The 25,027-nt window shown below is 75.2% G+C and carries 28 protein-coding genes; 15 read left to right on the forward strand and 13 right to left on the reverse strand.

The features are described from left to right. The first annotated feature begins 105 nt into the window (after positions 1-105). From ACA511_RS29340 to ACA511_RS29355, 4 genes are read left to right on the forward strand one after another with little or no spacing between them, the layout of a single operon-like run. Positions 106-1,383, forward strand: a complete 1,278-nt coding sequence (locus tag ACA511_RS29340) for a glutamate--cysteine ligase (RefSeq protein ID WP_375027872.1) — start codon at positions 106-108, stop codon at positions 1,381-1,383. Next, positions 1,380-2,495, forward strand: coding sequence for an iron-containing redox enzyme family protein (locus ACA511_RS29345; protein WP_375027873.1), 1,116 nt, complete (start codon positions 1,380-1,382; stop codon positions 2,493-2,495). The genes ACA511_RS29340 and ACA511_RS29345 overlap by 4 nt, the downstream gene beginning before the upstream one ends. Continuing rightward, on the forward strand, positions 2,492-3,223 hold the full coding sequence (locus ACA511_RS29350; RefSeq protein WP_375027874.1) for a HemK2/MTQ2 family protein methyltransferase: 732 nt from the start codon (positions 2,492-2,494) through the stop codon (positions 3,221-3,223). The genes ACA511_RS29345 and ACA511_RS29350 overlap by 4 nt, the downstream gene beginning before the upstream one ends. Further along, a complete protein-coding gene (locus ACA511_RS29355) occupies positions 3,198-3,527 on the forward strand; it encodes a CDGSH iron-sulfur domain-containing protein (RefSeq protein ID WP_375027875.1) in 330 nt (109 codons plus the stop codon). The genes ACA511_RS29350 and ACA511_RS29355 overlap by 26 nt, the downstream gene beginning before the upstream one ends. A 73-nt stretch (positions 3,528-3,600) precedes the next feature. On the opposite strand, the gene ACA511_RS29360 is transcribed toward ACA511_RS29355, so the two are convergent. From ACA511_RS29360 to ACA511_RS29380, 5 genes are all read right to left on the reverse strand, one after another. Continuing rightward, positions 3,601-3,852 (reverse strand): hypothetical protein, encoded by a 252-nt coding sequence (locus ACA511_RS29360; RefSeq protein WP_375027876.1) that lies wholly within the window; start codon positions 3,850-3,852, stop codon positions 3,601-3,603. Between the two features lie 58 nt (positions 3,853-3,910). Then, complete coding sequence (locus ACA511_RS29365) at positions 3,911-4,987, reverse strand: NAD-dependent epimerase/dehydratase family protein (protein ID WP_375027877.1); 1,077 nt, start codon at positions 4,985-4,987, stop codon at positions 3,911-3,913. A gap of 116 nt (positions 4,988-5,103) precedes the next feature. After that, the gene (locus ACA511_RS29370) at positions 5,104-5,883 is read right to left on the reverse strand and encodes a methylated-DNA--[protein]-cysteine S-methyltransferase (RefSeq protein WP_375027878.1); all 780 of its coding nucleotides are present in this window, start codon (positions 5,881-5,883) and stop codon (positions 5,104-5,106) included. Further along, positions 5,880-6,506 (reverse strand): RNA polymerase sigma factor, encoded by a 627-nt coding sequence (locus ACA511_RS29375; RefSeq protein ID WP_375027879.1) that lies wholly within the window; start codon positions 6,504-6,506, stop codon positions 5,880-5,882. Before ACA511_RS29375 ends, ACA511_RS29370 begins: the two co-directional genes overlap by 4 nt. Positions 6,507-6,594: 88 nt before the next feature. Then, positions 6,595-7,260 carry a response regulator gene (locus ACA511_RS29380; RefSeq protein ID WP_375027880.1) on the reverse strand — a complete coding sequence of 222 codons (666 nt, stop codon included), beginning with the start codon at positions 7,258-7,260 and terminating at the stop codon, positions 6,595-6,597. Positions 7,261-7,392: 132 nt separating this feature from the next. On the opposite strand from ACA511_RS29380, the gene ACA511_RS29385 reads away from it, so the two are divergent. Together ACA511_RS29385 and ACA511_RS29390 are read left to right on the forward strand one after the other, a co-directional pair. Then, complete coding sequence (locus ACA511_RS29385) at positions 7,393-9,174, forward strand: sensor histidine kinase (RefSeq protein WP_375027881.1); 1,782 nt, start codon at positions 7,393-7,395, stop codon at positions 9,172-9,174. Beyond that, on the forward strand, positions 9,171-9,833 hold the full coding sequence (locus ACA511_RS29390; protein WP_375027882.1) for a response regulator: 663 nt from the start codon (positions 9,171-9,173) through the stop codon (positions 9,831-9,833). Before ACA511_RS29385 ends, ACA511_RS29390 begins: the two co-directional genes overlap by 4 nt. A gap of 91 nt (positions 9,834-9,924) precedes the next feature. Here the strand turns inward: ACA511_RS29390 and ACA511_RS29395 are convergent, their stop codons facing one another. Together ACA511_RS29395 and ACA511_RS29400 are read right to left on the reverse strand one after the other, a co-directional pair. Continuing rightward, positions 9,925-10,698, reverse strand: coding sequence for a phosphatase PAP2 family protein (locus ACA511_RS29395; RefSeq protein WP_375027883.1), 774 nt, complete (start codon positions 10,696-10,698; stop codon positions 9,925-9,927). A gap of 110 nt (positions 10,699-10,808) precedes the next feature. Then, the gene (locus ACA511_RS29400; RefSeq protein ID WP_375027884.1) at positions 10,809-11,480 is read right to left on the reverse strand and encodes a DedA family protein; all 672 of its coding nucleotides are present in this window, start codon (positions 11,478-11,480) and stop codon (positions 10,809-10,811) included. A 287-nt stretch (positions 11,481-11,767) separates the two neighbouring features. On the opposite strand from ACA511_RS29400, the gene ACA511_RS29405 reads away from it, so the two are divergent. After that, entirely contained in the window at positions 11,768-12,382 is a 615-nt protein-coding gene (locus tag ACA511_RS29405) for an HAD family hydrolase (protein ID WP_375027885.1), read from the forward strand. Between the two features lie 76 nt (positions 12,383-12,458). Here the strand turns inward: ACA511_RS29405 and ACA511_RS29410 are convergent, their stop codons facing one another. Beyond that, positions 12,459-13,481 (reverse strand): tyrosine-type recombinase/integrase, encoded by a 1,023-nt coding sequence (locus tag ACA511_RS29410; RefSeq protein WP_375027886.1) that lies wholly within the window; start codon positions 13,479-13,481, stop codon positions 12,459-12,461. A 79-nt stretch (positions 13,482-13,560) separates the two neighbouring features. Here ACA511_RS29410 and ACA511_RS29415 point away from each other — a divergent pair, with 79 nt between their 5' ends. Then, entirely contained in the window at positions 13,561-14,019 is a 459-nt protein-coding gene (locus ACA511_RS29415) for a hypothetical protein (protein ID WP_375027887.1), read from the forward strand. 53 nt (positions 14,020-14,072) lie between these two features. Beyond that, complete coding sequence (locus ACA511_RS29420; RefSeq protein ID WP_375027888.1) at positions 14,073-14,816, forward strand: DUF72 domain-containing protein; 744 nt, start codon at positions 14,073-14,075, stop codon at positions 14,814-14,816. 202 nt (positions 14,817-15,018) lie between these two features. Here ACA511_RS29420 and ACA511_RS29425 read toward each other — a convergent pair whose 3' ends face one another. Next, complete coding sequence (locus ACA511_RS29425) at positions 15,019-15,273, reverse strand: hypothetical protein (RefSeq protein ID WP_375027889.1); 255 nt, start codon at positions 15,271-15,273, stop codon at positions 15,019-15,021. 312 nt (positions 15,274-15,585) lie between these two features. On the opposite strand from ACA511_RS29425, the gene ACA511_RS29430 reads away from it, so the two are divergent. The 6 genes from ACA511_RS29430 to cydC all read left to right on the forward strand — a co-directional run bounded on the left by ACA511_RS29430 (position 15,586) and on the right by cydC (position 22,930). Continuing rightward, the gene (locus ACA511_RS29430; RefSeq protein ID WP_375027890.1) at positions 15,586-16,161 is read left to right on the forward strand and encodes a TIGR03086 family metal-binding protein; all 576 of its coding nucleotides are present in this window, start codon (positions 15,586-15,588) and stop codon (positions 16,159-16,161) included. A 131-nt stretch (positions 16,162-16,292) separates the two neighbouring features. Then, entirely contained in the window at positions 16,293-17,429 is a 1,137-nt protein-coding gene (locus tag ACA511_RS29435) for an MFS transporter (protein ID WP_375027891.1), read from the forward strand. 68 nt (positions 17,430-17,497) lie between these two features. Beyond that, positions 17,498-18,799 carry a cytochrome ubiquinol oxidase subunit I gene (locus tag ACA511_RS29440; RefSeq protein WP_375027892.1) on the forward strand — a complete coding sequence of 434 codons (1,302 nt, stop codon included), beginning with the start codon at positions 17,498-17,500 and terminating at the stop codon, positions 18,797-18,799. A gap of 70 nt (positions 18,800-18,869) precedes the next feature. After that, positions 18,870-19,613 (forward strand): cytochrome d ubiquinol oxidase subunit II, encoded by a 744-nt coding sequence (locus ACA511_RS29445; RefSeq protein WP_375027893.1) that lies wholly within the window; start codon positions 18,870-18,872, stop codon positions 19,611-19,613. A gap of 9 nt (positions 19,614-19,622) precedes the next feature. Next, positions 19,623-21,233: a thiol reductant ABC exporter subunit CydD gene (cydD, locus tag ACA511_RS29450; protein ID WP_375027894.1), complete on the forward strand. Its 1,611-nt coding sequence runs from the start codon at positions 19,623-19,625 to the stop codon at positions 21,231-21,233. After that, the gene (gene cydC, locus ACA511_RS29455) at positions 21,230-22,930 is read left to right on the forward strand and encodes a thiol reductant ABC exporter subunit CydC (RefSeq protein WP_375027895.1); all 1,701 of its coding nucleotides are present in this window, start codon (positions 21,230-21,232) and stop codon (positions 22,928-22,930) included. Before cydD ends, cydC begins: the two co-directional genes overlap by 4 nt. A gap of 39 nt (positions 22,931-22,969) precedes the next feature. Here the strand turns inward: cydC and ACA511_RS29460 are convergent, their stop codons facing one another. Genes ACA511_RS29460 through ACA511_RS29475 form a run of 4 tightly spaced genes read right to left on the reverse strand, consistent with a single transcriptional unit; the run spans position 22,970 to position 25,021 of the window. Continuing rightward, on the reverse strand, positions 22,970-23,458 hold the full coding sequence (locus ACA511_RS29460; RefSeq protein WP_375027896.1) for a gas vesicle protein K: 489 nt from the start codon (positions 23,456-23,458) through the stop codon (positions 22,970-22,972). Continuing rightward, on the reverse strand, positions 23,455-23,661 hold the full coding sequence (locus ACA511_RS29465) for a gas vesicle protein (RefSeq protein WP_375027897.1): 207 nt from the start codon (positions 23,659-23,661) through the stop codon (positions 23,455-23,457). The genes ACA511_RS29460 and ACA511_RS29465 overlap by 4 nt, the downstream gene beginning before the upstream one ends. Continuing rightward, positions 23,658-24,560 (reverse strand): GvpL/GvpF family gas vesicle protein, encoded by a 903-nt coding sequence (locus ACA511_RS29470; RefSeq protein ID WP_375027898.1) that lies wholly within the window; start codon positions 24,558-24,560, stop codon positions 23,658-23,660. Before ACA511_RS29470 ends, ACA511_RS29465 begins: the two co-directional genes overlap by 4 nt. Further along, positions 24,557-25,021 carry a gas vesicle protein gene (locus ACA511_RS29475; RefSeq protein ID WP_375027900.1) on the reverse strand — a complete coding sequence of 155 codons (465 nt, stop codon included), beginning with the start codon at positions 25,019-25,021 and terminating at the stop codon, positions 24,557-24,559. Before ACA511_RS29475 ends, ACA511_RS29470 begins: the two co-directional genes overlap by 4 nt. Positions 25,022-25,027 lie beyond the last annotated feature (6 nt).

Raw genomic sequence — 25,027 nt, forward strand, 5'->3', positions numbered from 1 at the left:
CTCCCGGGCGGGGGCGGCGGAAAGATCTCGGCCGGTGGCGGGAGGGGGCGTCCTGGACGGGCATCCCTCGGGGTGACGGGCGCGCACGATCGAGGGGGGCACCGCATGGGCGGGGACGGCACGGGCGGACACCGCGCGGAAGAGACCCGGGCGCCGGGCCCGAGCATCGGGGTGGAGGAGGAGTTCCTGCTGGTCGACGCGGTGTCGGGGGAGTGCGTCCCGGACGCCGAACGGGTCCTGGCGGCGGCGGGCCCGCACCGGTGGGCCGCCACCGGCGGCTCGTTCCAGCCCGAGCTGCTGACCTCGCAGGTGGAGGCGGCGACGGGCGTGTGCCACGACATGGCGGACCTGGGCGCGCAGCTGCGGTTCGGGCGGGCGCGGCTGGCCGCGGCCGCGCGGGAGGGCGGCGCGCTGCTGGTGGCGGCGGGCACGCCGGTGCTGGACGGCCGCCCGCCGCCGCCCGCGCGCGGCGACCGGTTCGCCGCGATCATGGCCGCCTACGGGGACGTGGTGGAGGACTACCAGGCGTGCGGCTGCCACGTCCACGTCGGCGTCCCCGACCGCGACACCGCGGTGGCGGTGGTGAACCATCTGCGGCCGTGGCTGCCGGTGCTGGTGGCCCTGTCGGCGAACTCGCCGTTCGACCACGGCCGCGACACCGGGTTCGCGTGCCGCCGGGCCGTGGCGATGGCGCGGTTCCCCGGGGCCGGGGTGCCGCCGTGGTCGGCGTCGGCGGCCGAGTGGGACGCGCGGGTCGCGGCGCTGGTGGACGCGGGCGCGCTGGTGGACGCGGCGATGACGTTCTGGCTGGCGCGGCCGTCGCCGCGGTGGCCGACGGTGGAGGTCCGCGCGGCGGACGCGGCGGCCACCGCCGACGAGGCGGTGCTGCAGGCCGCGCTGGTGCGGGGCCTGGTCGGCGCCGCGCTGGCCGATCTGGCGGCGGGCCGGGAGGCGCCGCGGGCGGACGCGCAGCTGTGCGCGGCGGCGCTGTGGAACGCCGCCCGCCACGGCATGGGCGCCGCCCTGGCCGACCCGGTCGCGCGGCGGCCCGTCCCGGCGTGGCGGCTGGCCGGCGACCTGGTCGCGCGGGCCGCCCCCGCGCTGGAGGCCGCGGGCGACCTGGACACCGTCCGCACGCTGCTGGAGGCGGTCCGCAGCGCGGGGACGGGCGCGGACCGGCAGCGCCGCGCGGCCGCCCGGGGCGGGCCGCTCGCGGCGGTGCGGATGCTGGCGCGCCAGACCGGGCCCGCACGGCCCGCCGGAGGGCCCGGCGACCCGCCCGACCTGGCCACCACCGTGACCATTGGGGAAAAACCGGGCGTATGGGACGCGTGTGAGCGGGTACCGGAGCCGGACGCCACGCTCACGACGGAGGACACATGACCCTTCCCCAGGCCCCGGCCCGGGACGAACCACACGGCGCCGCACCCGACGCGGCACCGGCACGCGACGCTGCGCCGGCACCGCCGCCGCCGCGCGGACCGCTGTCCCGCGCCGTGACCGCCGCCCTGAACGGCGGCCCGCCCCCCGCCGACCCCGCCCGGCTCCCCGACCCGGCCGCGGCCGCGGCCGCCGACCCCTACGGAGACGACCTCCAGCTGGCCCTGCACACCTGCTACGAACTGCACTACCGGGGCTTCGCCGGCGTCGACCCCGACTGGGAGTGGGACCCCGCGCTGCTGCGGCTGCGCGGCGCCCTGGAGACGGCGTTCCTGACCGCGCTGCGCCGCGACGCACCCGGCGGCGCCGACGTCGACGCCGCCCTCCAGGACCTGCTGGTCGAACCGGTGGACGCGCACGGCGTCTCCCACCACCTGCGCGACCACGCCGAACCGTGGCAGCTGCGCGAGCACGCCGCGCTGCGCTCGGTGTACCACCTCAAGGAGGCCGACCCCCACGCGTGGGTGATCCCGCGGCTGCACGGCCGCGCCAAGACCGCGCTCGCCGCGGTCGAGAACGACGAGTTCGGCGGCGGCCGCCCCGACATGATCCACCAGGGCCTGTACGCCGGGCTCCTGGACGACCTGGGCCTGGACTCCTCCTACGGCGCCCACGTCGACGCCGCCCCGGCGCAGATGCTCGCGACCGTGAACATGATGTCGCTGTTCGGGCTCCGGCGGTCGCTGCGCGGCGCCCTGGTCGGCCACTTCGCCGCGGCCGAGATCACCACCGCCCCGTCCGCCGGGCGCATGGCCGGGGCCCTGCGGCGCCTCGGCGCGGGCCCCCGGGCCCTGCTGTTCTACACCGAGCACATCGAGGCCGACGCCGTCCACGAGCAGGTCCTGCGCCACGACGTGATCGGCGCGCTGCTGGCCGCCGAACCGGAGCTGGCCGCCGACGTGGCGCTCGGCGTGCGCGCCACCGGGCTGCTGGAGGACCGCCTGGGCGGCCTCCTGCTGGACCGCTGGCACGCCGGCCGGTCCGCGCTGCGCCGCCCGCTCCCCGACGCGCCGCCCGTCCCGCCCCCCGGCGGGGGACGGGAGGGCGGGCGATGATGCTGAGACCGCCGGGCGTGTACCGGCCGCAGTCCGACACCTCCCTGCTCACCCACGCCCTCGGCGGCGCCCTGGCCCGCGCGGGCCGCCCGCCGGGCGCCCGGGTCCTGGAACTCGGCACCGGCACGGGCGCGGTCGCGCTCGCCGCGGCCCGCGCCGGCTGCGAGGTCGTCGCCGTCGACGTGTCCGCGCCCGCCGTCCTGACCGCGCGGATGAACGCCCTGGTGCGGGGCCTGCCGGTGCGCGTGCTGCGCGGCGACCTGTTCGCGCCGGTCGCCGGCGAGACGTTCGACGTGATCGTCGCCAACCCCCCGTACGTGGCGGGCGACGCCGACCCGGCCGCGGTCCGAGGACGCGCCCGCGCCTGGGAGGGCGGCCGGGACGGCCGCACCCTGCTGGACCGCATCTGCGCCTACGCCCCCGCGCACCTGACGCCCTCCGGGACGCTGCTGCTGGTGCACTCGGCGCTGAACGGGGTCGCGGCCACGCTGGTGTCGCTGCGCGCCGCCGGAATGCGGGCGTCCGTGGTGGCCCGGCACCGCGAGCCGTTCGGGCCGGTCATGCGGCGCCGCGCGACCCGGCTGGCGGCGCGGGGACTGCTGCGGCCGGGGCAGCGGCACGAGGACCTCGTCGTGGTGCGCGCCGACCGGATCGGCACGCCCGCCGGGCCCATCGCCCACCGGGACGGGGACGGAGACGGGCATGCCCGCCGACACCAGCCCGCCTGAACCCGCCCCCTCCGACCGGCCCGCAGCCGACCGGCCCGCGGGGGACCGGCGGCGGGTGCGGATGGTGCCCGGCGGCCCGGTACTGGTGGAGGGCCCGGTCGAGATCGTCCTGGAGGACGGCTCGACGGCGGTGTCGGACCGGTGGCTGGTCGCGCTGTGCGCGTGCCGGCGCAGCCGCTCCTACCCGTTCTGCGACACCAGCCACCGCCGCCGCGTCCGCACCTCCCAGAACACGCCCGCCCAGAACACGCCCGGCCGCGACGCCGCGCGGAACGACGGCCCGGTGAACGACACGGCCCCGTGAACGACGGCGCGCCGTCACCCGGCGCGGACGACGACCGCGCCGGGTGACACCGCGCCGGGACGGCGCCCGCGGGTCAGCCGCCGAGGCTGTCCAGGGCGACGTCCAGGCGCTGCGCCAGCGCCTCGATCTTCTCCTGGTTGGCGCCGGTGTCGAGCTCGGCGATGACGGCGTCCCGCGTCGTGATCACCATGGCGTCCTCGGGGCCGCCGCCGCGGCCCGGATCGGACGGGACGACGGCGGCCCGCCCCCCGACGACGACGAGCGCCGCGTCGCGGTCGGTGGAGGCCAGCAGGGTGTGCAGATGGTCGGGAGTGATCGTGGGCATCGGATGACCTCCGTACGGTCGCGGACGTTGGAGACGGACGTTGCCGGGGACACCGGGTTCAGGGCCTGCGGCCGATGCCGGTGGCGAACTCGCGGGCGCGGGCCGGCCCGCCGGTGCCGGGCGCCAGCGGCGGCGTGGCGCGCCCCGCGCCGGTGCGCAGCCCCTCCAGGAACTCGCTGAAGGCCTCGCGCGCGGTGTGCCGGGGCGTCCAGCCCAGCTCGGACCGGGCCCGCGCGGTGTCCATGATCGGTATCTCCATGGCCAGGTCGAACAGGCCGGGGGAGGCCGGCACCAGATGCAGCCCCCACGCGGCGGCCAGCGCCGCCCGCACCCCGCGCTGCGGCACCCGGACCGTCCGCGCCCCCAGCACGTCGGCGAGCTCGGCCGCGTCCATCACCGGATCGGCCGCGATGTTGAACGCGCCCCGCGCCCCGCCCGTCACGGCGAGCCGGAACGCCTGCCCCGCGTCCGCCGAATGCAGGAACTGCATCCGCAGACCCGGCATGTCCGGCACGACCGGGATACCGCCCGGGCGGACCAACCGGCCCGGCAGCAGCGGCCCCGCGAACAGCCGCCGCTGCTCGCTCGCGGACTGCCGCTCGAAAATGAACCCCGGCCGGATCCGCACCACGCGGCACTCCGGATTCCCCGCCTCGAAGGCGTCCAGCAGCCGCTCGACATACGCCTTCTCCCGGGAGTAGGCGGCACCCGCCCAGCCGTGCGTCGGCCACGACTCGTCGACCGCGCGGTCCTTCGGGCCGGGGGAGTAGGCGCCCACAGAAGAGGAGTACACCAGCGCCCCCACACCCGCCTCGGCCGCGGCGTCGAACACCCGGCTGCTGCCGACGACATTGGCGTCCCACGTCACCGCGGGCCGGTGGGTCGGCTGGAACAGCCACGCCAGATGGACGACCACGTCGGCGCCGCGCAGCAGCGGGACCAGATCGCTGTCGGTGACGTCGGCCTCCGCCCACTCGATCTTGCCGGTCCCGCCCGGATCGGTCTCCTGGTCCGCGCCCGGCCCCGGCCGCCGGCGCGCCAGCCCCGTGATGGCGGTGACGGCCGGATCACCGGCGAGCTCACGCAGCGTGCTGGTCCCGATGTTGCCCGTGGCGCCGGTGACGACGACGCGCATGGCGATCTCCCCCTCGTCGGCGGTCCTCGTGCGGAGTCGTCCCCGCAGGTGGACCGCCCATTCCCGGCCAGCGCCGAACTATGCCCCGCCCCCCGCCGCGCCCCGCGCCGACGCGCTCACGCCGGCCGGCAGCGCGGGCACGGCCGGTACCCGGCCGCCCGCGCCGCCGCCAGACCACCGAACCCCCGCCGGTGCCCGGGCGCGATCCGCCGCGCGTCCCCGCACGTCGGATAGCACACGACCCCCGTCGTGTCCGACCCCAGCAGCCGCACCCCCCGCCGCGCCAGCTCCGCCGCCTCCACCACGTCCACGTCCTCGGCGCGCAGCAGCCGCTCCTTGGCGTCCGCGCCGAACACGTAGTCGCCCAGCGAACCGTCCGACCGGGTCACCCGATGGCACGGGATCAGCAGCGGCACCGGGTTGCGGCCCAGCGCCGAACCCACCGCCCGCACCGCCTTCGGCCGCCCCGCCTGCCGCGCCACCCACGCGTACGGACGGGTCTGCCCGCGCGGGATCCGCGCGGCCGCGCCCAGCACCGCCGCCTCGAACTCGCTGAGCCCGCGCAGATCCAGCGCCAGCCCCCCCGGCCGCCCCGCCCGCAGCGCCGGCAGCAGCCCCGCCGGAGGACGCGCCGCGGGCAGCAGCGGCCGCGCGAACCGGGCCCGGAACGCCTCGGCGAACTCCCGCTCGCCCATCCCGGCGCGCAGGAACGCCACCCCCCGGTCGGTGAAGGCGACCTGCAGCCCCTCCAGCGGCCCGTCCTCCAGCGGCCCCGGCACGCGCACCCGGCGCGCGGCGATCCGGTCCAGCAGGCCGGGCGGCGCGGCGGCGGCCAGCCCCGCCAGTTCCTCGGCCAGCGGATCCGGCGTCGCGCCGGACGGATCGGTGCGGTTCATCGTCCGCCCCCTCTCTCCTCGGGGTCATGCGCGGCGCGAAGCGCGCGCAGCCGGGCCAGGCCGCGCGAGACGTGCGACTTGACCGTCCCCTCCGGCAGGCCCAGGACGGCCGCGACCTCCGCGACCGGCAGATCCGTGACATGCCGCAGCACGACCGCGGCACGCTGCGTCTCGGGCAGCTCGGCCAGCAGCGCGGCCAGCTCCCGGCCGGTCTCCCGGCGCGCCGCGGCGTCCTCGACGCCCTCACCCGGATCGGGCGGATCGGGGGCGTCCTCGATCGGGCCCGCGGCCGGCCGCCGCGCCGCCGACCGCAGGCTGTTGCGCCACACGTTCGTCAGGATCGCCAGCAGCCACGCCCGCGGCCGCAGCTCCGCGATCCGCCCCGCCCCGTACCCGCCCAGCGCACGGTAGGCGCGCAGGAACGCCTCCGCCGACAGGTCCTCGGCCTCCGCCCACCGCCCGCACAGCCGCAGCGCCGTCGAGAACACCGCCCCCCGGTACGCCTCGTACAGGACGGCGAACCCGCCGTCCAGGTCGTCCGCCAGCGCCGCGACGACCTCCGCGGCCGCCCGGTCCAGGGCGGCCGGCCGGGCGCGGGCGCAGACTTCGTCCGTAACCGTCACATCCGTTCAACACCGCCGCGCCCCGGCCCGTTGCAGCGCGGCCGTTCGCGGCGCGCCCGTCGCGGCGCGGCCGTCGCGGCGCGGCCGGTCAGCCGAGCCAGCCCGGACGGATCACGCCCGTCTCATAGGCCAGCACCACCAGCTGCGCCCGGTCCCGCGCCCCCAGCTTGGCCAGGATACGGCTGACATGCGTCTTCGCCGTCGCCGGCGACAGCACCAACCGCCCCGCGATCTCCTCGTTCGACAGCCCCGCCGCGACCAGCTCCAGCACCTCCCGCTCCCGGTCGGTCAGCGCGTTCAACTCCACCGCGGGCGGCGGCGCGGTGATCCGCGACGCGAACTCGGAGATCAGCCGCCGCGTCACCGTCGGCGCCAGCAGCGCGTCCCCCCGCGCCACCACCCGCACCCCGTGGATCAGCTCCGGCGGCTCGGTGTCCTTCACCAGGAACCCGCTCGCACCCGCCTTGATCGCCCCGTACACGTAGTCGTCCAGGTCGAACGTCGTCAAGATCACCACCCGGACGGACCCCAGCCGCGGATCCGCGATGATCCGCCGGGTCGCCTCCAGCCCGTCCAGCACCGGCATCCGGATGTCCATCAGCACCACGTCGGGACGCAACTCCGCCGCCCGCGCCACCGCCTGCTCCCCGTTCCCGGCCTCGGCGACGATCTCGATGTCGTCCTCACCCTCCAGGATCGACCGGAACCCCGCCCGCACCAGCGTCTGGTCGTCGGCCAGCATCACCCGGATCACGCCATCTCCTCCATGCTCTGCCGCCACGCGCCAACCGTAGTTCAGCCCCGCCCGGCCCGCGATCTTCACGCCCGGCCCGCACCCTGACTTTCGTCGGTAACCCCCATTTCACCCGGCCAGTAGCGTAGAGCCGTGAACGACTCCGCGGCCCCCGACCCCCGCCCGCGCGCCCCCGCCGCGGCCGCAGCCGCCGCATCCGCCTGGGCACACCGCACCGCACGCACCGCCGCCCGCACCGCCCGCACCGCCCGGCCCGCGGCACTGCGCGCCGCGATCCGCCGCCCCACCCGCGCCGCACTCGTCAAGGACGCCCTGCTCTACGCCGTCCTCGCGTTCCCCGTCGCCGCCGACATGATCTCCCCGCTCCAGCCCCGCCACGCGTTCTGGTGGCTGGAAGGAGCCGGGCTCACCGTCCTCGCCGCCGCCGTCGCCGCCTCCCGCACCTGGCCCACCGCCGCGCTCCTCACCGCCATCACCCTCAACCTCATCCACGGCAACTTCCTGTTCGCCATGCCCGTCCTGGCCTACCTGACGGGCCTGCGCACCGTCCGCGCACAACCCCTCCTATGGGGCTTCACCGCCGTGTTCATCGGCGGCACACTCCTGTCGGTCGTCCGCGGCCTGGACGTCGCCACCTGGTTCCCCTCCACCGTCTGGCTCGTCCTCCTCGGCGTCCTGCCCTGGCTCATCGGCCGCTACTGGCGCCAGCACCAGGAACTCCTGCGCGCCGGCTGGGAACGCGCCGAACGCCTCGAACACCAGCAGCGCATCATCGCCGAACGCGAACGCCTCCGCGAACGCTCCCGCATCGCCCAGGACATGCACGACTCCCTCGGCCACGAACTCGCCCTCATCGCCGTCCGCGCCGGCGCCCTCCAAGTCGCCCCCGACCTGTCCGACCGGCACCGCGACGCCGCCGCCGAACTCCGCACCGGCGCCGCCGACGCCACCGACCGCCTCCGCGAGATCATCGGCGTCCTCCGCGAGGACACCGACACCCCCACCGGCCCCGGCCCGGGGGAGGAGCACCCCGCCGCACCCGTGCGACCCGCCCGCGAGAGCATCCCCGACCTCGTCGACCGCGCCCGCGCCTCCGGCGTCCCCGTCCACCTCACCGGCGCCGACACCCTGCCCGCCCTCGCCCCCATGACCGCCCTCACCGCCCACCGCATCGTCCAGGAAGCCATCACCAACGCCGCCAAACACGCCCCCGGCGCCGCCACCACCGTCACCCTCGCCCACGACGACGGCACCCTCACCGTCACCGTCGCCAACGAACCGCCCCCCGGCCACCCGCCCCTCCTGCCCGCCGGCGGACGCGGCCTCACCGGCCTCACCGAACGCGTCCGCCTCCTCGGCGGCACCCTCCACGCCGCGCCCACCCCCGACGGCGGCTTCCACGTCACCGCCACCCTCCACCCCGCACCCGCGAACCCGCCCACCCCCCACACCGCCCCCGGCCCCCCGACCAACCCGCCGGGGGAGTGGCCCTCCGAATCCGCCCGCCACCTCGCCCGCGAACGACTCCAGGTCCGCCGCGGCCTCATCACCGCCATCGCCGTCCCCGCCGCACTCATGGCCGCCCTCGGCACCGTCATGGCCGGCTACTACATCTACGCCACCCTCAACTCCGTCCTCCCACCCGCCGACTACGCCGCCCTCCGCGTCGGCACCCCCCAGCACCACGTCGAACAGACCCTGCCGCCCATGCAGACCATGGACACCGGCGCCGTCCGCGCCACCGTCCCCGAACCCCCCGGCGCCGACTGCCGCTACTACCGCCCCGACGCCAACGTGCTCGGCTTCAGCCGCATCTACCGCCTCTGCTTCACCGGCGGCGTCCTCACCGCCAAGAACAGCTACGACACCCGCCAGCTCAGCACCCAGCACCGAAACGACCAGGAGAACGAGTGATCCGGGCACTGCTCGCCGACGACGAGACGATGATCCGCGCGGGCGTCCGCGCCATCCTCACCGCCGACCCCGGCATCGCCGTCGTCGCCGAGGCCGCCGACGGGCACGAGGCCGTCGACCTCACCCACCGCCACCGCCCCGACGTCGCCCTCCTTGACATCCGCATGCCCCGCCTCGACGGCCTCGCCGCCGCCGCCGAACTGCGCCGCACCGCCCCCGACACCGCGATCATCATGCTCACCACCTTCGGCGAGGACGACTACATCGCCCGCGCCCTGTCCAGCGGCGCCGCAGGCTTCCTCCTCAAATCCGGCGACCCCCGCGAACTCATCGCCGGCGTCCACGCCGTCGCCGGCGGCGCCGCCTACCTGTCCCCGAAGGTCACCCACCGCGTCATCACCGAGATCGGCGGCGGACGCCTCGCCGGCGGCGCCCGCGCCCGCCGCCGCACCGCCGCCCTCACCCCCCGCGAACGCGACGTCCTCGCCCTCGTCGGCGCCGGCCTGTCCAACGCCGAGATCGCCGCCCGCCTCCACCTCGTCGAAGGCACCATCAAGGCCTACGTCAGCGCCATCCTCACCCGCCTGGACGTCCGCAACCGCGTGCAGGCCGCCGTCATCGCCCACGAAGCCGGCCTCGTCGACGACGACACCGCCTGACCCGCACACCACCTGACCCCGTCACACAGACGGGCCGCCCCCGGCGGCGCCTCAGCACCACCGGAAACGGCCAGACAGGGCCTTTGCCCGGCTAGCGGAGCGGCCCCTGACGACGCGTCACGCCGCCCATCACGTCCGGCATCGTCACCGACGCCTCGTCCACCGGAGCACCCCCCACCGGCTGCACGCCGGCCCGCGGCACCGCCACACCAGGCCCGCCGACCGGCCCGCCCACACCCGGCGACCCCGCACCGGCCACCGCCACCGGACGCGCACCCAGCAGCACCGCGCCCACCGCCACGCCCCGCAAACCCTCCACCAACGGAACCAGCACCCGCACCAGCACCAACGCCACCAGCGGAGCCACCACCACCCCCACCAGGAACCCCACCGCCACGTCATGCGGATAATGCACGCCCACGAACACCCGCGAGAACGCCATCAGCGCCGCCAGCGGCAGCACCAGCGGCGCCATCGCCCGCCACGCCACCACGATCGCCGCCGCCGACGCCGCCGCGATCGTCGCGTGATTACTCGGGAACGACCAGTCGCCCTCCGGCGGACACGCCGCGATGTGCACCGCCCCCGCCACCGCCCGGCACGGCCGCTCCTCCTCGATGAAGGTCTTCGACACCTCGCTCACCAGATACGCCGCCACCACCGCGAACGGCGCCAGCAGCGCCAGCCCCATCGCCCGCGCGTCCAGCCCGCGGGCCCGCCACCAGCCCGCCACGAACAACACGGCGAACAGCAGCAGCCCCGCATCGGTCCCCACGTCCGCCACCTCATGCACCCAGGACGGCGTGCCCTGCGCGAACTCGGTGATGTCCCGGTACAGATCGGCGCTGAAATCCGGCGCTCCCATGCTCTCCCTCACGCTCACGGCGACCCCTGCCCGACACCCTTGAGACACCGGACGGACCGCCCAAGTTCACCCTACGGCCCCCACCGCACGAACCCCGGCACTTTCCCCGATCACCCGCCCGGCGACGACCCCACCCGCCCCGCCGGATCCGCGTCCCGCCGCGCCACCACCGCCTCACCGCCCACCCGACGACGCCGCCGCCGCGCGAAACGCACACCCTCCACCACAGCCGTCACCGACAACGCCAACCCCAGCCCCACCGCCACCCCCATCAACGGATCGTCCTCGAACGCCACCCCGCCCACATAACCCAGCAACGCCCCGTACAACCCCCACGACACCGCCGCCACCGCCGCGAACACCGAGAACCACCGCAGCCGGTAACCCACCGCCCCCATCGTCACCGTCACCGCCGTACGCCCACCCGGCACATACCGCGCCACCACCAGGATCAGCCCGCCCCGATCGGCCATCGTCCGCCGCGCCCACCCGAACGCCGCGTGACGCCGCGTCCCCGGCCGCAACCCCCGCACCAGCCGCCCACCCGCCCGCCGCCCCAGCAGATACGACACATGATCACCGGTGAACGCGCCCAGCGCCGCCAGCACCACCACCGCCACCAGCTCCGGCCGCCCCGACGCGGCGTACACCCCCGCCGTGATCACCAGGCTCTCGCTCGGCACCACCGGGAAGAACCCGTCGATCGCCGCGACCGCGAACAACACCAGGTAGAACCACGGCGACGTCACCGCCGTGTCCACCACACCCAAGATCCCGTCCATGCACACGACGCTAGAAAACGATCACCCCCCGGCGGATCCCGCGAACGACCACCACCACCCCCGACTTTCGACAGGGGCACCCCGCACACCGAAGGACGCCGCCGCCGGCCTCGGCGCCAAGCTCGGCCCCGTCCTGCTCCAGCTCCCGCCGACCCTCCGGGCCGAACCCGGCCGCCCACACCCCGCCCGCGCCCACCGGCCCCCACCGCACGACCGAAAACCGTTCGCGAGCCGCCCCACCCGTCCGGCACACTCCACACCCTGTGGGACACCTGCACATATTCGACATGGACGGCACACTCCTCGCCGGCACCACCGCCAACCTCGAAATCGCCCGCCACCTCGGCACACTCCCCGAACTCCACGAACTCGAGGCGCGCTTCACCGCCGGCACCCTCGACACACGCGGCTTCTCCACCGAGATCCACCGGCTCTGGCACGACCTCACACCCGACATCGTCGCCGCCGCCTACACCGCCGCCACCTGGCTCACCGGCATCGCCGACGTCTGCGCCGACATCCGCGCCCGCGGCGAACACTCCGCCGTCATCACCATGTCGCCCGACTTCTTCGCCCACCACCTCCTCGACCTCGGCTTCGACGACGTCATCGCCTCACGCTTCCCCCCGATGCCCTTCACCGGCGCCCTCGACCCCGCCGGCATCCTCACCCCCGCCGACAAGGTCCGCATCGCCGAGGAACTCCGCACCCGCCACCGGCTCACCCCCGACCAATGCACCGCCTACGGCGACTCCATGTCCGACGCGCCGCTGTTCCGGCACCTCGCCAACACCGTCGCCGTCAACGCCGACCACCACCTCGCCGACATCGCCGCCCTCGACTACCGCGGCACCGACCTCACCGAGGCCTACGCCCTCGCCCGCACCCTCCCCGCCGCCTGACCGCCCCGCCCCGGGGGAGCCCCGCGGCAGGCGGGCAGGCCCGGCGCCGGGGGAGCGACGCCGGGGGACCGGCGCCTCAGCCGCCCCGCCGGCCCTCCACCGGACCCAGCAGCGGATGCACCCGCATCGCCGCCTCCAGCTCACCCGGCAACTCGTCCCGGTACCGGCCCAGCGTCGACAGATCCGCATGCCCCAGCACCCGCCGCACCGCGTCCATGTCCGTCGCCGCCGCCAGCAGATGCGTCGCCGTCGTATGCCGCAGCCCATGCGGCGTCACACTCCGCCGCCGCACCGGCTCCACCCGCTCCAGCACCCGGTCGATCACCCCCTGCACATCACCGCGCGCCAGCCGCCGCCCCCGCCACGACAGCAGCAGCGCCTTCGGCTCCCGCCCCCGGTCCAGCCGCGCCCGCCCCTCCGCCAGATACGCGTCCAGCACCTCCACCACCGGCCGGGGGAGCGGCACGTCCCGCGTCCGCCCGCCCTTGCCGAAGATCCGCCAGTACCGCGTCCCCCCGTTGACGAAGAAGTCCTCCGCGTTCGCCGCCGTCAGCTCCGACACCCGCGGCCCCACCGCCGCCAGCAGCAGCACGATCAGCCCGTCCCGCAACTCCGTCCGCTGGTCCCGCCGCCGCGGCGCCGCGGCCGGCTCCCCGGCCAGCTCACGCGCCGCCCCCAGCAGCCCCTCCGCCTGCTCCACCGTCAGCGCACGACGCTCCGCCCGCAGCCCGCCCCGATGCTTGGGACGCACCGTCACCGCCTCCATCGGATTCAGCTGCACCCACCCCGCCACCACCGCATACCGGAAGAACGCCGACACCGAACGCCGGAACCGCGCCTGCGACGCCGCACTCTGCAACGGCGCGCCCCCCGACTCCGCCGCCCGCACCCGCCGCCGCTCATCCGGCTTCCGCGCGAACCGAAGCAGCACCTCATCGACGTCCTCACCGGTCAGATCGTCCAGCACCCGCTCCGCGCCCGCCAGCGCCGCGAACGTCACCACGTCCCGCGCGTACACCTCCGCCGACGCCGGCGCCAGCGCACCCGTCGACATCTTCGCCCGCACCATCTCCCCGTAACGATCCACGGACTCGGCCACCGTCACACGCTGAACATCGGAAGGACGCACCCGCCGGACGCTACCGCCCGCCACCGACAACCTCCGTAAGATCGGGACGGTGACGGCCCGCGCACTGTTCGACCAGGTCGGCGAGATCATCCGAGGATCGACGCCCGCCGCCCTCGGACACCCCCACGTCCAGGTACGCCACAACGGCGTCAAAGCCTGGTTCGGCGACCCCGCCCCCCAGCACGAGCACTACGAGGCCCAGATCATCCCCGCCGACCTCGCCCCCGGCGCCCGCGCCCACGCCGTCGAGATCGGCTTCCACGCCGAGCACCGCGACGAGCCCGCCAACGACGCCGCCCTCACCCGCCTGCTCGCGTCCGAACCCGGCTGGCGCGCCGAACTGGGCGACGACCCCGTCACCGGCCCCTTCCTCGGCCGCGGCACCTGGCGCCGCATCTCCGAGACCTGGCCCGACCTCGCCCTCGACGACACCGACGCCCCCTTCGAGATCGGCGTCCGCCTCGTCGACTACATCCGCGCCCTCGAACCCCGCCGCCGCGGGGTATGACACGGGGCGGGGGATGACCACGGCACGCGCCGCCGGACGAGGGGGAGTGGCCGATGCTGATCGGCACGTCAGGATGGCAGTACGCCGACTGGCGCGGCGTACTGTACCCGCCCGGCCTCCCGCAGCGGCGCTGGCTGCGGCACTACGCCGGCGTCTTCGCCACGGTGGAGAACAACAACGCCTTCTACCGCCTGCCCGGCCGTGAGACGTTCGGGACGTGGCGCGACGGAACCCCGCCCGGCTTCGTCATGGCGGTCAAGGCCAGCCGCTACCTGACGCACATGAAACGCCTCAACGACCCGGCGGAACCCGTCGCGCGCCTGATGGACGCCGCCGCCGGCCTCGGCGCCAAGCTCGGCCCCGTCCTGCTCCAGCTCCCGCCGACCCTGCGGGCCGAACCCGGCCGCCTCACCGCCTGCCTGCGGCGGTTCCCCCGGGGCGTCCGCGTCGCCGTCGAGCCCCGCCACCCCTCATGGTGGACGGACGAGACCCGCCGCGTCCTGGAGCACCACGGCGCCGCCCTGTGCTGGACCGACCGCCTGGGTCGTCCCCAGACGCCCCTCTGGCGGACCACCGGCTGGCTCTACCTGCGGTTCCACGAAGGCCCCGCCGAACCGTGGCCGCACTACGACGACGAAACCCTCCGCGGGTGGGCGGACGAGCTCGCCGGCGCGGACGACGCCTACGTCTACTTCAACAACGACCCAGGCGGCGCCGCCGTCCGCGACGCCCTCCGCTTCGGCGAGATCACCGCCGCCCGCGACGAGCGACGGAAACCGCACCGCCAAACGGACTAATCGCCATAAAGTACGCAAACCAGACAGAAGCCGAATTCTGTCTGGTTTGCCGTAGAGAGCGGCGGCGGGCTCCTGCGGAGGAGGGGGCCGAGCGGCACTGCCGGCAGGGGAGCCGCACCGCCACGCCCGTTGTCACTTCTTGTACGGGGCCGCCTTCTCGCGCAGCTCCTGCATCGTGCCCTGGAGGAGCTGCCGCAGCCGCTCACGGTCGGCGCCGTCGGCGTAGTCGTCGACGTCGATCAGCTGCCCGCAGGTAGTGGTGGTCGCCGTCGGAGTTCAGGTCGATGAGCGCGTTGCCCTGCGCGACCGCCGCCGTGATGACGGCGCCGACGAGGAGATCGTCGATCTCGCGGGTGTGGAGCTGTTCGGAGAACCGCTGCCAGCTGCGGTTGACGAGCCGGCCGAAGACCTGGTCGAGCTGCTCGCTCACGATCACCTTCCAGTCGTTGTGGATCAAGGGACAGGAGGTGAGGCTCGCGGGCCGTCGCCCCGGTTTCATCCGATCCCGACGATCCCGACGGACTGCGCGGCGCACGCGCGGAAGACGCGCGTTGCGCGCCCGGTTCACCCTGCTTCCAGCAGGTCTGATCAATGGTCGATAATGTACATTATGTTAAGTAAAGGCCAGAAGGGGGTTGGGGCGCGACGCCTCGCGCTCCCGGCGTGCCCCCGCGCGCGTTGCCGTCGGCCGGAGGACGCGAGTGCGCCTGCTCGCTACATTGGCGGGGTCCGCTTGACGGCGATCCGAGCTCCGGATGGTGGTGCCGGCGTGGTTACCGAACGTGTTCCCGAGGGTTTCGTCCGGGCGTTGGACGGGTTCGAGGCGGTGCTCGCCGCGGTGTCGGCGGACCGGTGGCTTTCGCCGTCGCCGTGCGAGGGCTGGGCGGCGGTCGACGTGGCGGGGCATGTGACCGCCGGGCTGCTGGTGATCGAGATGCGGGCGGCGGGGCGGCCGCTCCCCCAGGACGACCCCGACTGGCGGGAGGTCGCCGGCGGGGATCCCCTGGCGAGCTGGCGGGCCGTGCGGGCCCGGATGACGGCCGAGCTGGTCCGTCCGGGGGCGCTGGACCGGCGGGTGGCGCTGGCGTTCGGCGAGGCGACGGTGCGCGAGTGGGTGGAGGAGTATCCGCTGGAGTTGCTCGTGCACACGTGGGATCTGGCGCGGGCGTCCGGGCAGGCGGTCGTGCTGGACGCGGACCTGGTGCGTTCGGCGCTGGAGACGGCGGGCCGGATGGCGCCGCGGGGTCGTGAGGCCGGGATGGTCGGGCCGGAGTCGGCGATCGCGGAGGGCGCCGGCGACCAGGCGCGTCTGCTGGCGCTGTTCGGGCGGGACCCCTCCGCCTGAGCCGCTCCCCTCCCCCGCCGGTACGGGGGTGCGTGCGCCGGTATGGGGGTGCGTGCGGAGGGGCGGGCGGTTATGGTGCGGGTATGCGCCGACGACATTGATCTTCACCTGAGGCGGGGCTCGCGCGGAGGGTGTACTCCTACGCGTTCCTCGAGGATTTCGTTCTTCTGTACCCGGTCTATGCGGTGCTGTTCGCCGATACCGGGTTGTCCCCTGCTGCGATCTCGTCGCTGTTCGTGATCTGGTCGGTCACGGCGTTCGCGCTGGAGTTGCCGTCCGGTGTGTGGGCGGACGTCTTCTCGCGCCGCCTGCTGCTCGTGGCCTCTCCCCTGCTGGCGGGGTCGGGTTTCGGCCTGTGGGCGTTCTTTCCCTCGTATCCGGCGTTCGCCGCGGGTTTCGTGCTGTGGGGCGCGGGGTCGGCGCTGCGGTCGGGGACGATGCAGGCGCTGGTGTACGAGGAGTTGGAGCGTGCGGGGGCGGCGGGTGCGTACGCGCGGCTGATCGGGCGGTCGGAGGCGGTGTCGCTGCTGGCCGTGGTGGCGGCGTCGGCGGTGGCGTCGCCGGTGCTGGCGGCCGGGGGTTACCGGGCGCTGGGGGCGGCGAGCGTGGCGGTGTGCGCGGCGTGCGCGGTGGCGGGGTGGTTCCTGCCGGAGTCGCGGGGTGCGGTGGCGGCGGAGGGCGGGCCGTCGTTGCGGTCGGTGGTGCGCGATGGGTGGGCGCAGGTGCGGGGTGAGCCGGCGGTGCGGTGGGCGCTGGTCCTGGTGATGGTGCTGGAGGGTGTGACGTCGCTGGACGAGTACGTGCCGCTGCTGGTGCGGTCGACGGGGGAGGCGGAGGCGTCGGTGCCGCTGTTGGTCCTGGTGGTGACGGTGGGCGATGCGGTGGGCGGGTGGCTGGCGGGGCGGCGCGCCGGGTGGCTGCCGCCGGTGCTGGTGGTGGGTGCGGTGTGCCTGGCCGCGGGGTCGTGGGGTGGGCGGCCCGGCGGGCTGGTGCTGGTGGCGGTGGCGTTCGGGGCGTTCCGGTGGGCGATGGCGGCGGCGGACGCGCGGTTGCAGGACCGGATCGGCGCCGGGGCGCGGGCGACGGTGACGTCGGTGGCGGGGTTCGGTTCGGAGACGGTGTCGGTGCTGGTGTTCGCGGGGTGGGCGCTGGGGTCGAGGTGGGCGGACGCGGGGGTGCTGATGGCTTTGGCGTCGGCGCCGTATGCGGTGGTGGCGGTCGTGCTCGGGGTGGGGGTGCGGCGGGGCCGTGTACATCGGGAGATGTAGGCGGGTGGCGGTGGCTGCGCGAAAGGCGCAGGGCGTTTGCACGCTCGGGCCTGATTCGCCGGTGGTGGGTGCGCGCCGAGGATCGTGGGGCGTTAGGACCCGATTTCTTGGAATGTGTGGTGATGGATGTGGACCCGCTGATGCTGGCGCGGGTGCAGTTCGCGTTGACGGCCGGGACGCATTTCCTGTTCGTGGCGCTGACTCTGGGCTTGGCGACGCTGGTGGCGTTGACGCAGACGCGGGCGGCGGTGTCGGGCAGTGCGGTGCATGCGCGGATGGTGCGGTTCTGGGGGCAGTTGTACGTCGTCAACTATGCGGTGGGGATCGTCACGGGGTTGGTGATGGAGTTCCAGTTCGGGTTGAACTGGTCGGGGCTGTCGCGGGTGTCGGGGAGTGTGTTCGGGGCGCCGCTGGCGCTGGAGACGATCATCGCGTTCTTCGTGGAGTCGACGTTCCTGGGGTTGTGGATCTTCGGGTGGGATCGGTTGAACCGGTGGGTGCATCTGGCGCTGATCTGGGTGGTGACGCTGACGGCGTACCTGTCGGCGTATTTCGTGCTGGTGGCGAACGGGTGGCTGCAGCGTCCGGTGGGGTTCGAGATGGTGGACGGGACGGCGCGGCTGACCGATGCCGGGGCGCTGCTGACGAATCCGACGGCGTTGCTGGCGTTCTTCCATGTGCTGTTCGGGGGGTTGCTGACGGCGGGTTTCTTCATGGCGGGGGTGAGCGGTTTCCATCTGCTGCGGCGGACGGCGGAGGTGGAGTTCTTCCGGCGGTCGATGCGGATCGGGTTGCTGACGGTGATCGTGACGGTGATGCCGGTGGTGATGTTCGGGGGGATGCAGTTCCGGTACGTCCAGCCGACGAAGGGCGGTGGGGGCGACGCGGCGGCGGCGGTGGCGGACTTCACGGCGCGGTTCGGGCCGGACGACTACACGGCGCCGTCGGCGGCGGCGGTCGGTGAGGGCTTGATGGTGTCGATGTGGGGGTTGATGGTGCTGGTCGCGGGGGTCGCGCTGGTGAAGTTTCCGTTCGGGCGGTGGCTGGTGCGGGGCCGGGTGTTCCATGTGCTGATGATCGCGGCGGTGCCGCTGCCGTATGTGGCGATGGTGTCGGGCTGGGTGTTCCGTGAGGTGGGGCGGCAGCCGTGGATGGTGTACGGGGTGCTGAAGACGCGGGACGCGTTGTCGCCGGGTGTGGGGGCGGGGACGGTGGCGGTGTCGTTCGTGGCGTTCTCGGTGCTGTTCGCGGTGCTGTTCGGGGTGAACGCGTGGTTGCTGGCGCGGTTCGCGCGGCGGGGGCCGGAGGGTGCGGGGCTGGGCGCCGCTCCCCCGGCGGAGCGGGCGCCGATGCTGAGCCCGACGTTCTGACGGTCCGCGTCGGTGCCGTTCTCCGGCCCGCGACTCTCTGACATGCGACGTTTCTGACAGGAGCCTGGTGATGGACTCTCTCGCGGTGGTGTTGCTGGCGGTGTTCGCCGGCGGGTATCTGGTGCTGGCCGGTGCGGACGTCGGGGTGGGGATGCTGCTGCCCTGGCTGGGCCGGGACCAGCGGGAGCGGCGGCTGGTGATCGCGTCGTTCGCGCCGTTCTTCCTGGGCAACGAGGTGTGGCTGGTGGCGGCGGTGGGGCTGGTCGCGGGGGCGTTCCCGGGGTTGGAGCACCGGCTGCTGGAGGAGCTGTATCCGCTGGTGGTGGTGCTGCTGATCGGGTGGGTCGTGCGGGACATGGGGTTGTGGCTGCGGGGGCGGGTGGACGCGGCGGCGTGGCGGTCGGTGTGGGACGGGGCGATCGTGGCGGGCAGTTGGGCGCTGGCGCTGGCGTGGGGTTCGGTGCTGGGGTCGGTGGTGGCCGGTGGTGGGCTGAACGCCGGGAGTGTGCTCGGGCTGCCGCTGGCGGTGCTGTTCGCGTGGCATGGGGCGGGGTTCGCGCGGTGGCGGTTGCCGGCGGGGCTGGCGGCGCGGGCGGGGCGGGTTCCGTCGCGCTACGGGTTGTCCGCGCTGGTGATGGCGGGTGCGCCGGTGGTCGTGGGTGTGGAGGTGCCGTGGTCGGAGGTGGTGGCCGGGGGCGGGGGGCTGACGTTGACGGTGGTGGGGACGGTGGTGGTGCTGCCGTTCCTGGTGGGGTCGCAGGCGTTGGTGTGGTGGACGTTCCGGGGGCGGGTCGAGGCCCCCTCGTACTTGTAGGGGGTGGCGGTGAAGGCGGTCGAGCGGCGTCTGCTGCGGCTTCTGCCCCGGTGGGTGGTGGTGCTGCTGGGTGTGCTGGCGGTGGGGCAGGGTGTTCTGCTGGTGGTGCAGGCGGAGTTGCTGGTGCGGGCGGTGGCGGGGTTGGACGCGGGTCCGCTGCCGTGGCTGGTGGGTGCGGTGGCGGGGCGGGCGGTGCTGGCGTGGACGGTGGCGCTGGTGGCGGGTGGTGCGGCGGCGCGGGTGAAGCGTGGGTTGCGGGGTGCGCTGCTGGGCGGCCCGGCAGATGGTGCGGGGGCGCGGGTGACGTTGCTGACGCGGGGTTTGGACGCGGTCGATCCGTTCTTCACCGGTTATGTGCCGCAGTTGCTGGCGGCGTGCGTCGTGCCGCCGCTGGTGCTGGGCCGGCTGGTGGCGGTGGATTGGGCGTCGGCGGTGGTGGTGGCGGTGACGTTGCCGCTGGTTCCGGTGTTCGGGGCGCTGGTGGGGATGCGGACGGCGGCGCTGACGGGCCGGCAGTGGGGGCTGCTGCATCGGCTGGGCGGGCATTTCCGGGACGTCCTGGCGGGGCTCGGGACGTTGCGGGCGTTCGGCCGGACGGGGCATCAGTCGGTGGTGGTGCGGGAGCTCGCGGGTGAGCATCGGCGGGCGACGGTGCGGGCGTTGCGGGTGGCGTTCCTGTCGTCGCTGGTGCTGGAGCTGGTGTGCGCGTTGTCGGTGGCGCTGGTGGCGGTTCCGGTGGGTCTGCGTTTGCTGGACGGCCGGATGGCGCTGGGGGCGGGGCTGCTGGTGCTGGTGCTGACGCCGGAGGTGTATCTGCCGCTGCGGGCGCTGGGGCAGCGTTTCCATGCGAGTGCGGAGGGGGTGGCGGCCGCGGAGGAGGCGTTCGCGGTGCTGGACGCGCCCGCTCCCCCGCCGCGCGGGGGGTTGGCGCCGGGCGGGCGGGCGCCGGAGATCGTGCTGGAGGGGGTGACGGTCCGGTATCCGGGTTCGGTGGAGGCGGCGTTGGAGGGGGTGTCGTTGCGTGTCGGTCCGGGTGAGCGGGTGGCGGTGACGGGTCCGTCGGGTGCGGGGAAGTCGACGCTGCTGCTGGTGGTGGCGGGGCTGGTGGTTCCGGATTCGGGGCGGGTGCTGGTGGACGGGGTGGATCTGGCGGAGCTGGACGTGGCGGCGTGGCGGGCGCGGTTGGGGTGGGTGCCGCAGCGTCCGCATCTGTTCGCGGCGTCGGTGGCCGACAACATCCGTTTGGGTGTGCCGGACGCCGGTGAGGCGCGGGTGGTGGAGGCGGCGCGGGCGGCGGCCGCGGATTTCGTCGAGGATCTGCCGCGCGGGTATGCGACGGTGCTGGGTGAGGGCGGGGCGGGGGTGTCGGCGGGGCAGCGGCAGCGGCTGGCGGTCGCGCGGGCGTTTCTGGCGGGTGGTCCGGTGATGCTGCTGGACGAGCCGACGGCGCGGCTGGATCTGCACAGTGAGCGGGTGCTGGTGGACGCGGCGGCGCGGTTGCTGGCGGGGCGGACGGCGGTGCTGGTGGCGCATCGTCCGGCGTTGCTGGGGGTTGCGGATCGGGTGGTGCGGCTGGAGGGCGGCCGGGTGGTCGAGCCGGCCGGGACGGAGGCGGCGTGAGGGGCGTGTGGGGTGCGGTGCGGCCGCATGCGGTGCGGCTGGTGGGGGCGGGGCTGGCGGGTGCGGCGGCGGAGCTGTGCGGGCTGGGGTTGGTCGCGGCGGCGGCGTGGCTGATCGCGCGGGCGTCGCAGCGGCCGGAGCTGGCGGCGTTGTCGCTGGCGATCGTGGCGGTGCGGGGGTTCGCGGTGGCGAAGGGGTCGTTGCGGTATGTGGAGCGGCTGGCGGGGCACGATGCGGCGTTGCGGGCGCTGGCGGAGTTGCGGGGGCGGGTGTTCGACGCGCTGGCGGCGGCGCGTCCGTCGGTCCGGGGGCGGGTGCGTGATGGTGACGCGCTGACGCGGATGGTGTCGGATGTGGACGCGGTGCAGGATCTGCTGCTGCGGTGTGTTCTGCCGTCGGTGGCGGCGGTGGTGTGCGGGGCGGCGGGTGTGGTGGTGTGCGCGGGCGTGCATGTGCCGGCGGGGTTGGTGCTGGCCGGGGGGTTGCTGGTGGCGGGGGTGGTGCTGCCGTTGGTGGCGGCGGGTGCGGGCGGCCGGGCGGCGGCGCGGGTCGCGGCGGGGCGTGAGGCGCTGGCGGTGCGGTCGCTGGACGTGCTGGAGGGGTCGGCGGATCTGGTGATGTTCGGTGCGTCGGCGCGGTTCGCGGCGCGGGCCGGGGAGGCTGCGGGGCGGCTGGAGCGTGCGGAGCGGTCGGGGGCGCTGGTGGCGGCGCTGGTGGCGGCGGCGGGTTTCGCGGTGCAGGGCGGGACGGTCGCGGCGGTGACGTGCGCGGGGTTGCGTGCGGGGGTGGGCGAGGTGGGTGCGGCGGTGCTGGCGTTGACGGCGCTGGTGGCGGTGGAGTCGGTGCTGCCGCTGGCGGTGGCGGCGCAGCGGTTGCGGGAGGTGCTGCCGTCGGTGCGGCGGGTGGGGGCGGTGCTGGCGGCTCCGGCGGAGGTGGTGGTGGCGCGTCCCGCCGTGCTGCCGCGGGGGCCGCTGGAGGTGGAGTTGCTGGGGCTGCGCGTCGCCTACGGGGAGGGGGTGGCGCTGGACGGGGTGGATCTGCGGGTGGAGCGGGGCCGGCGGGTGGCGGTGGTGGGGGCGAGCGGGGCGGGGAAGAGCACGCTGCTGGCGGCGGTGTCCGGGGAGGTGCCGGCGGTGGCGGGTGCGGTGGTGCTGGGCGGGCGGGTGCTGGCCCGGTACGCGCCGGGGGACGTGCGGGCGGCGGTGCGGGGGCTGGCGCAGGATGCGCACGTGTTCGCGGGGACGGTCCGGGCGAATCTGCTGCTGGCCCGTCCGGACGCGAGCGGGGAGCAGGTGCGGGCGGCGGCGGTTCGGGCGCGGTTCGCCGAGGTGGTGGAGGGGCTGCCGGACGGGTGGGACACGGTGGTGGGCGCGGGCGGGCGGGGTCTGTCGGGCGGGCAGCGGCAGCGGCTGCTGCTGGCGCGGGCGTTGCTGGCCGATCCGCCGGTGCTGGTGCTGGACGAGCCCGCCGAGGCGCTGGATCCGGTGGCGGCGGACGCGTTGACGCGGGATCTGCTGGAGGCGCCGGGCGGCGGGACGCTGCTGCTGGTGACGCACCGTCTGGCGGCGCTGGGGTCGGCCGATGAGGTGGTCGTGCTGGACCGGGGGCGGATCGTGCAGCGGGGCCGGCACGCGGAGTTGCTGGCGGTACCGGGTGCTTACCGGGACTTGTGGGATGCCGAGGTGCTGGCCGCCTGACCGGTCGGGGTGGTCGCGGTGGTCCGGGTGGTCGGGGTGTCAGGCGTCGGGGAGGAGGGGGCCGAGGGGGCCGAGGTCGAGGTTGAGGTCGTGGTCGTCGAGGTCGAAGTGGTCCTTGAGCCGGGTCATGGCCTCCTCCAGGCGCATCAGTGCGAGGCCGAGGTCCTCGATCTGGCGGTCGGTGAGGTCGCCGCCCTCGGCGCGGCGGAGCGCCTGGCGTTCCATCAGCTGCCGGATCAGCTCGACCAGGGTGAGGACGAGCTTCACCAGGTCGCGTTCGACGGTCTCGGGGTCCGAGCGCAGCCGCTGCATGGTCTTGGACGAGCGTTCCCGCAGGTCGTGTTCGCGGGCGGGCGCGGCGCGGACGGGGGCGCGGTCCTCGCGGCCGCCGGTGCGGCCGGTGGGGGCGTCGCCGGTGAACGGGTCGCCCGCCGCGGGGTCGCGGACCGTCACCTCTCCCGTCACCGGCTCCCGGGGCCGCGGGTGTTCGCGGGGGCGGTCGCGGGGGGCGGGGTCGTGCCGGTTCATGGGTGCTCCTGTTCGGGCAGCAGCTCGTCGCGGACGGTGGTGATGAGCGTTCGCAGCGACACCTGCACCAGGTCGACGCCGGCGATCGAGATCACCAGGTCGCCGGTGATGACGACGCCGCCGGCCAGGAGGCGGTCGAGCAGGTCGACGAGCGCGATGCGCTCCATGGGGGCGTCGCCGCCGTGGTCGAGGACGGCCGTCACGCGTCCCCCGGGGCGGGGGTGGCGGTGTCGATGAAGGAGTACGGCGGCCACGGCCCCGTGACCTCCACCTCGATGCCCTGCAGCCGCTCCCCCGCCGCGCGCGTCACCGCCAGGAACCCTTCGACCTGCTCTTCGTCCAGCAGGTAGGCGACGTTGAGGATCTGGGCGCCGGCCCGGCCGGACAGGCGGGGGTCCTGGGGCGGGTGGTGGCGGGACGCCACGGCGTGGTCGGCGAGTTCGGCGTGGACGGCGTCGGCCTGTTCGGCCACGCGGCGTCCCGCGTCGGCGCGGCGGCGGCGTTCCTCCTGTCGGCGCCGCAGGTACGCGGTGCCCACGCCGCCGCCGGCGGCGGGCTGGGGGCCGGTGAGGGGCTCGGCTCCGCGCACGAGCCCCCCACCGGGGTCTGTGCCGCCGCCGGACGGTTCGCCCGTGGCGGGTGCGTCGGCGGTGGGTGCGTCGCCGCGCATGGTCTCGGCGTCGGCGTAGGCCTTCACGCCCCATTCCGAGCGGCCGGAGATGAGGTCGAGGATCTCGGTGAACCGGTCGCCCTGGGCCGCCAGGACCTCGGCGACGCGGGCGTCGTCGCGGTAGATCGTCGCGATCCGCACCGGGGCGGTGGGTGCGGCGTGCGCGGCGCGGTCGACGACGTCGTGGTGGGCGCGGGCGGTGGCCTCCAGCCAGGCGAGGTCCTCCAGGTTGGCGCGCAGCGCGGCCTCGCCGTAGTCGGCGAGCGCGACGGTGCTGACCAGTGCGGTCAGCCCGCCGGCGGCCACGCCGCGCACGGGTGAGCCCGCGACGCCGGGCGCGTCGCCGAGCGCGGCCGGGTCCAGGCCGCGGGCCACGCCGTACAGGTAGACGGCGGTGCCGGCCGGGTCGCCGGGCGGCCGGGCAGCGGTCATGATCTGTTCTCCTTCCCCCGTCGTGCCGGGCGGGCCGCGTCGGCGGCGGCGTCCGCCCGGTCGGCGCCGGGCGCGCCGGTGCCGTCGTCGTTGCCGTCGTCGTTGCCGGGCGGGCCGGCCTCCAGGGCGGCGAGGCGTTCGCGCAGCCGCCGGTTCTCCTCCAGCAGCTCCCGGTCGGCGTCCCGCTCGCCCGCCTCGTCCCGCCGGGCCCTGGACGACAGCGACGGGTCGTGCTCCCACCAGTCGATGCCCATCTCCTTGGCCCGGTCCACCGATGCCACGAGCAGCCGCAGCTTGATGGTCAGCAGTTCGATGTCGAGCAGGTTCACCCGGATGTCCCCGACGATCACGATCCCCTTGTCGAGGATGCGTTCCAGCAGGTCCGCCAGGTTGGCCGAGGTCCGTTCCCCGGCCATCGACCGTGCCGGGGACGGCTGCCCGGTCCAGGAGATCTCGCTCACTGCGTC

Origin of the sequence: Actinomadura sp. GTD37 (genome assembly GCF_041951365.1) — a bacterium.
In the GTDB taxonomy this organism is placed as follows: Bacteria; Actinomycetota; Actinomycetes; order Streptosporangiales; family Streptosporangiaceae; genus Spirillospora.

What these genes read in the sequence shown, in the direction of transcription:
- ACA511_RS29395 (WP_375027883.1), bottom strand. Translation starts at nt 10,698, where the DNA reads ATGGGAGCGCCGGATTTCAGCGCCGATCTGTACCGGGACATCACCGAG.
- ACA511_RS29470 (WP_375027898.1), bottom strand. Translation starts at nt 24,560, where the DNA reads ATGACCGCTGCCCGGCCGCCCGGCGACCCGGCCGGCACCGCCGTCTAC.
- ACA511_RS29350 (WP_375027874.1), top strand. Translation starts at nt 2,492, where the DNA reads ATGATGCTGAGACCGCCGGGCGTGTACCGGCCGCAGTCCGACACCTCC.
- ACA511_RS29340 (WP_375027872.1), top strand. Translation starts at nt 106, where the DNA reads ATGGGCGGGGACGGCACGGGCGGACACCGCGCGGAAGAGACCCGGGCG.
- ACA511_RS29345 (WP_375027873.1), top strand. Translation starts at nt 1,380, where the DNA reads ATGACCCTTCCCCAGGCCCCGGCCCGGGACGAACCACACGGCGCCGCA.
- ACA511_RS29370 (WP_375027878.1), bottom strand. Translation starts at nt 5,883, where the DNA reads ATGAACCGCACCGATCCGTCCGGCGCGACGCCGGATCCGCTGGCCGAG.
- ACA511_RS29365 (WP_375027877.1), bottom strand. Translation starts at nt 4,987, where the DNA reads ATGCGCGTCGTCGTCACCGGCGCCACGGGCAACATCGGGACCAGCACG.
- ACA511_RS29400 (WP_375027884.1), bottom strand. Translation starts at nt 11,480, where the DNA reads ATGGACGGGATCTTGGGTGTGGTGGACACGGCGGTGACGTCGCCGTGG.
- ACA511_RS29355 (WP_375027875.1), top strand. Translation starts at nt 3,198, where the DNA reads ATGCCCGCCGACACCAGCCCGCCTGAACCCGCCCCCTCCGACCGGCCC.
- ACA511_RS29405 (WP_375027885.1), top strand. Translation starts at nt 11,768, where the DNA reads ATGGACGGCACACTCCTCGCCGGCACCACCGCCAACCTCGAAATCGCC.
- ACA511_RS29360 (WP_375027876.1), bottom strand. Translation starts at nt 3,852, where the DNA reads ATGCCCACGATCACTCCCGACCATCTGCACACCCTGCTGGCCTCCACC.
- ACA511_RS29420 (WP_375027888.1), top strand. Translation starts at nt 14,073, where the DNA reads ATGCTGATCGGCACGTCAGGATGGCAGTACGCCGACTGGCGCGGCGTA.
- ACA511_RS29445 (WP_375027893.1), top strand. Translation starts at nt 18,870, where the DNA reads ATGGACTCTCTCGCGGTGGTGTTGCTGGCGGTGTTCGCCGGCGGGTAT.
- ACA511_RS29460 (WP_375027896.1), bottom strand. Translation starts at nt 23,458, where the DNA reads ATGAACCGGCACGACCCCGCCCCCCGCGACCGCCCCCGCGAACACCCG.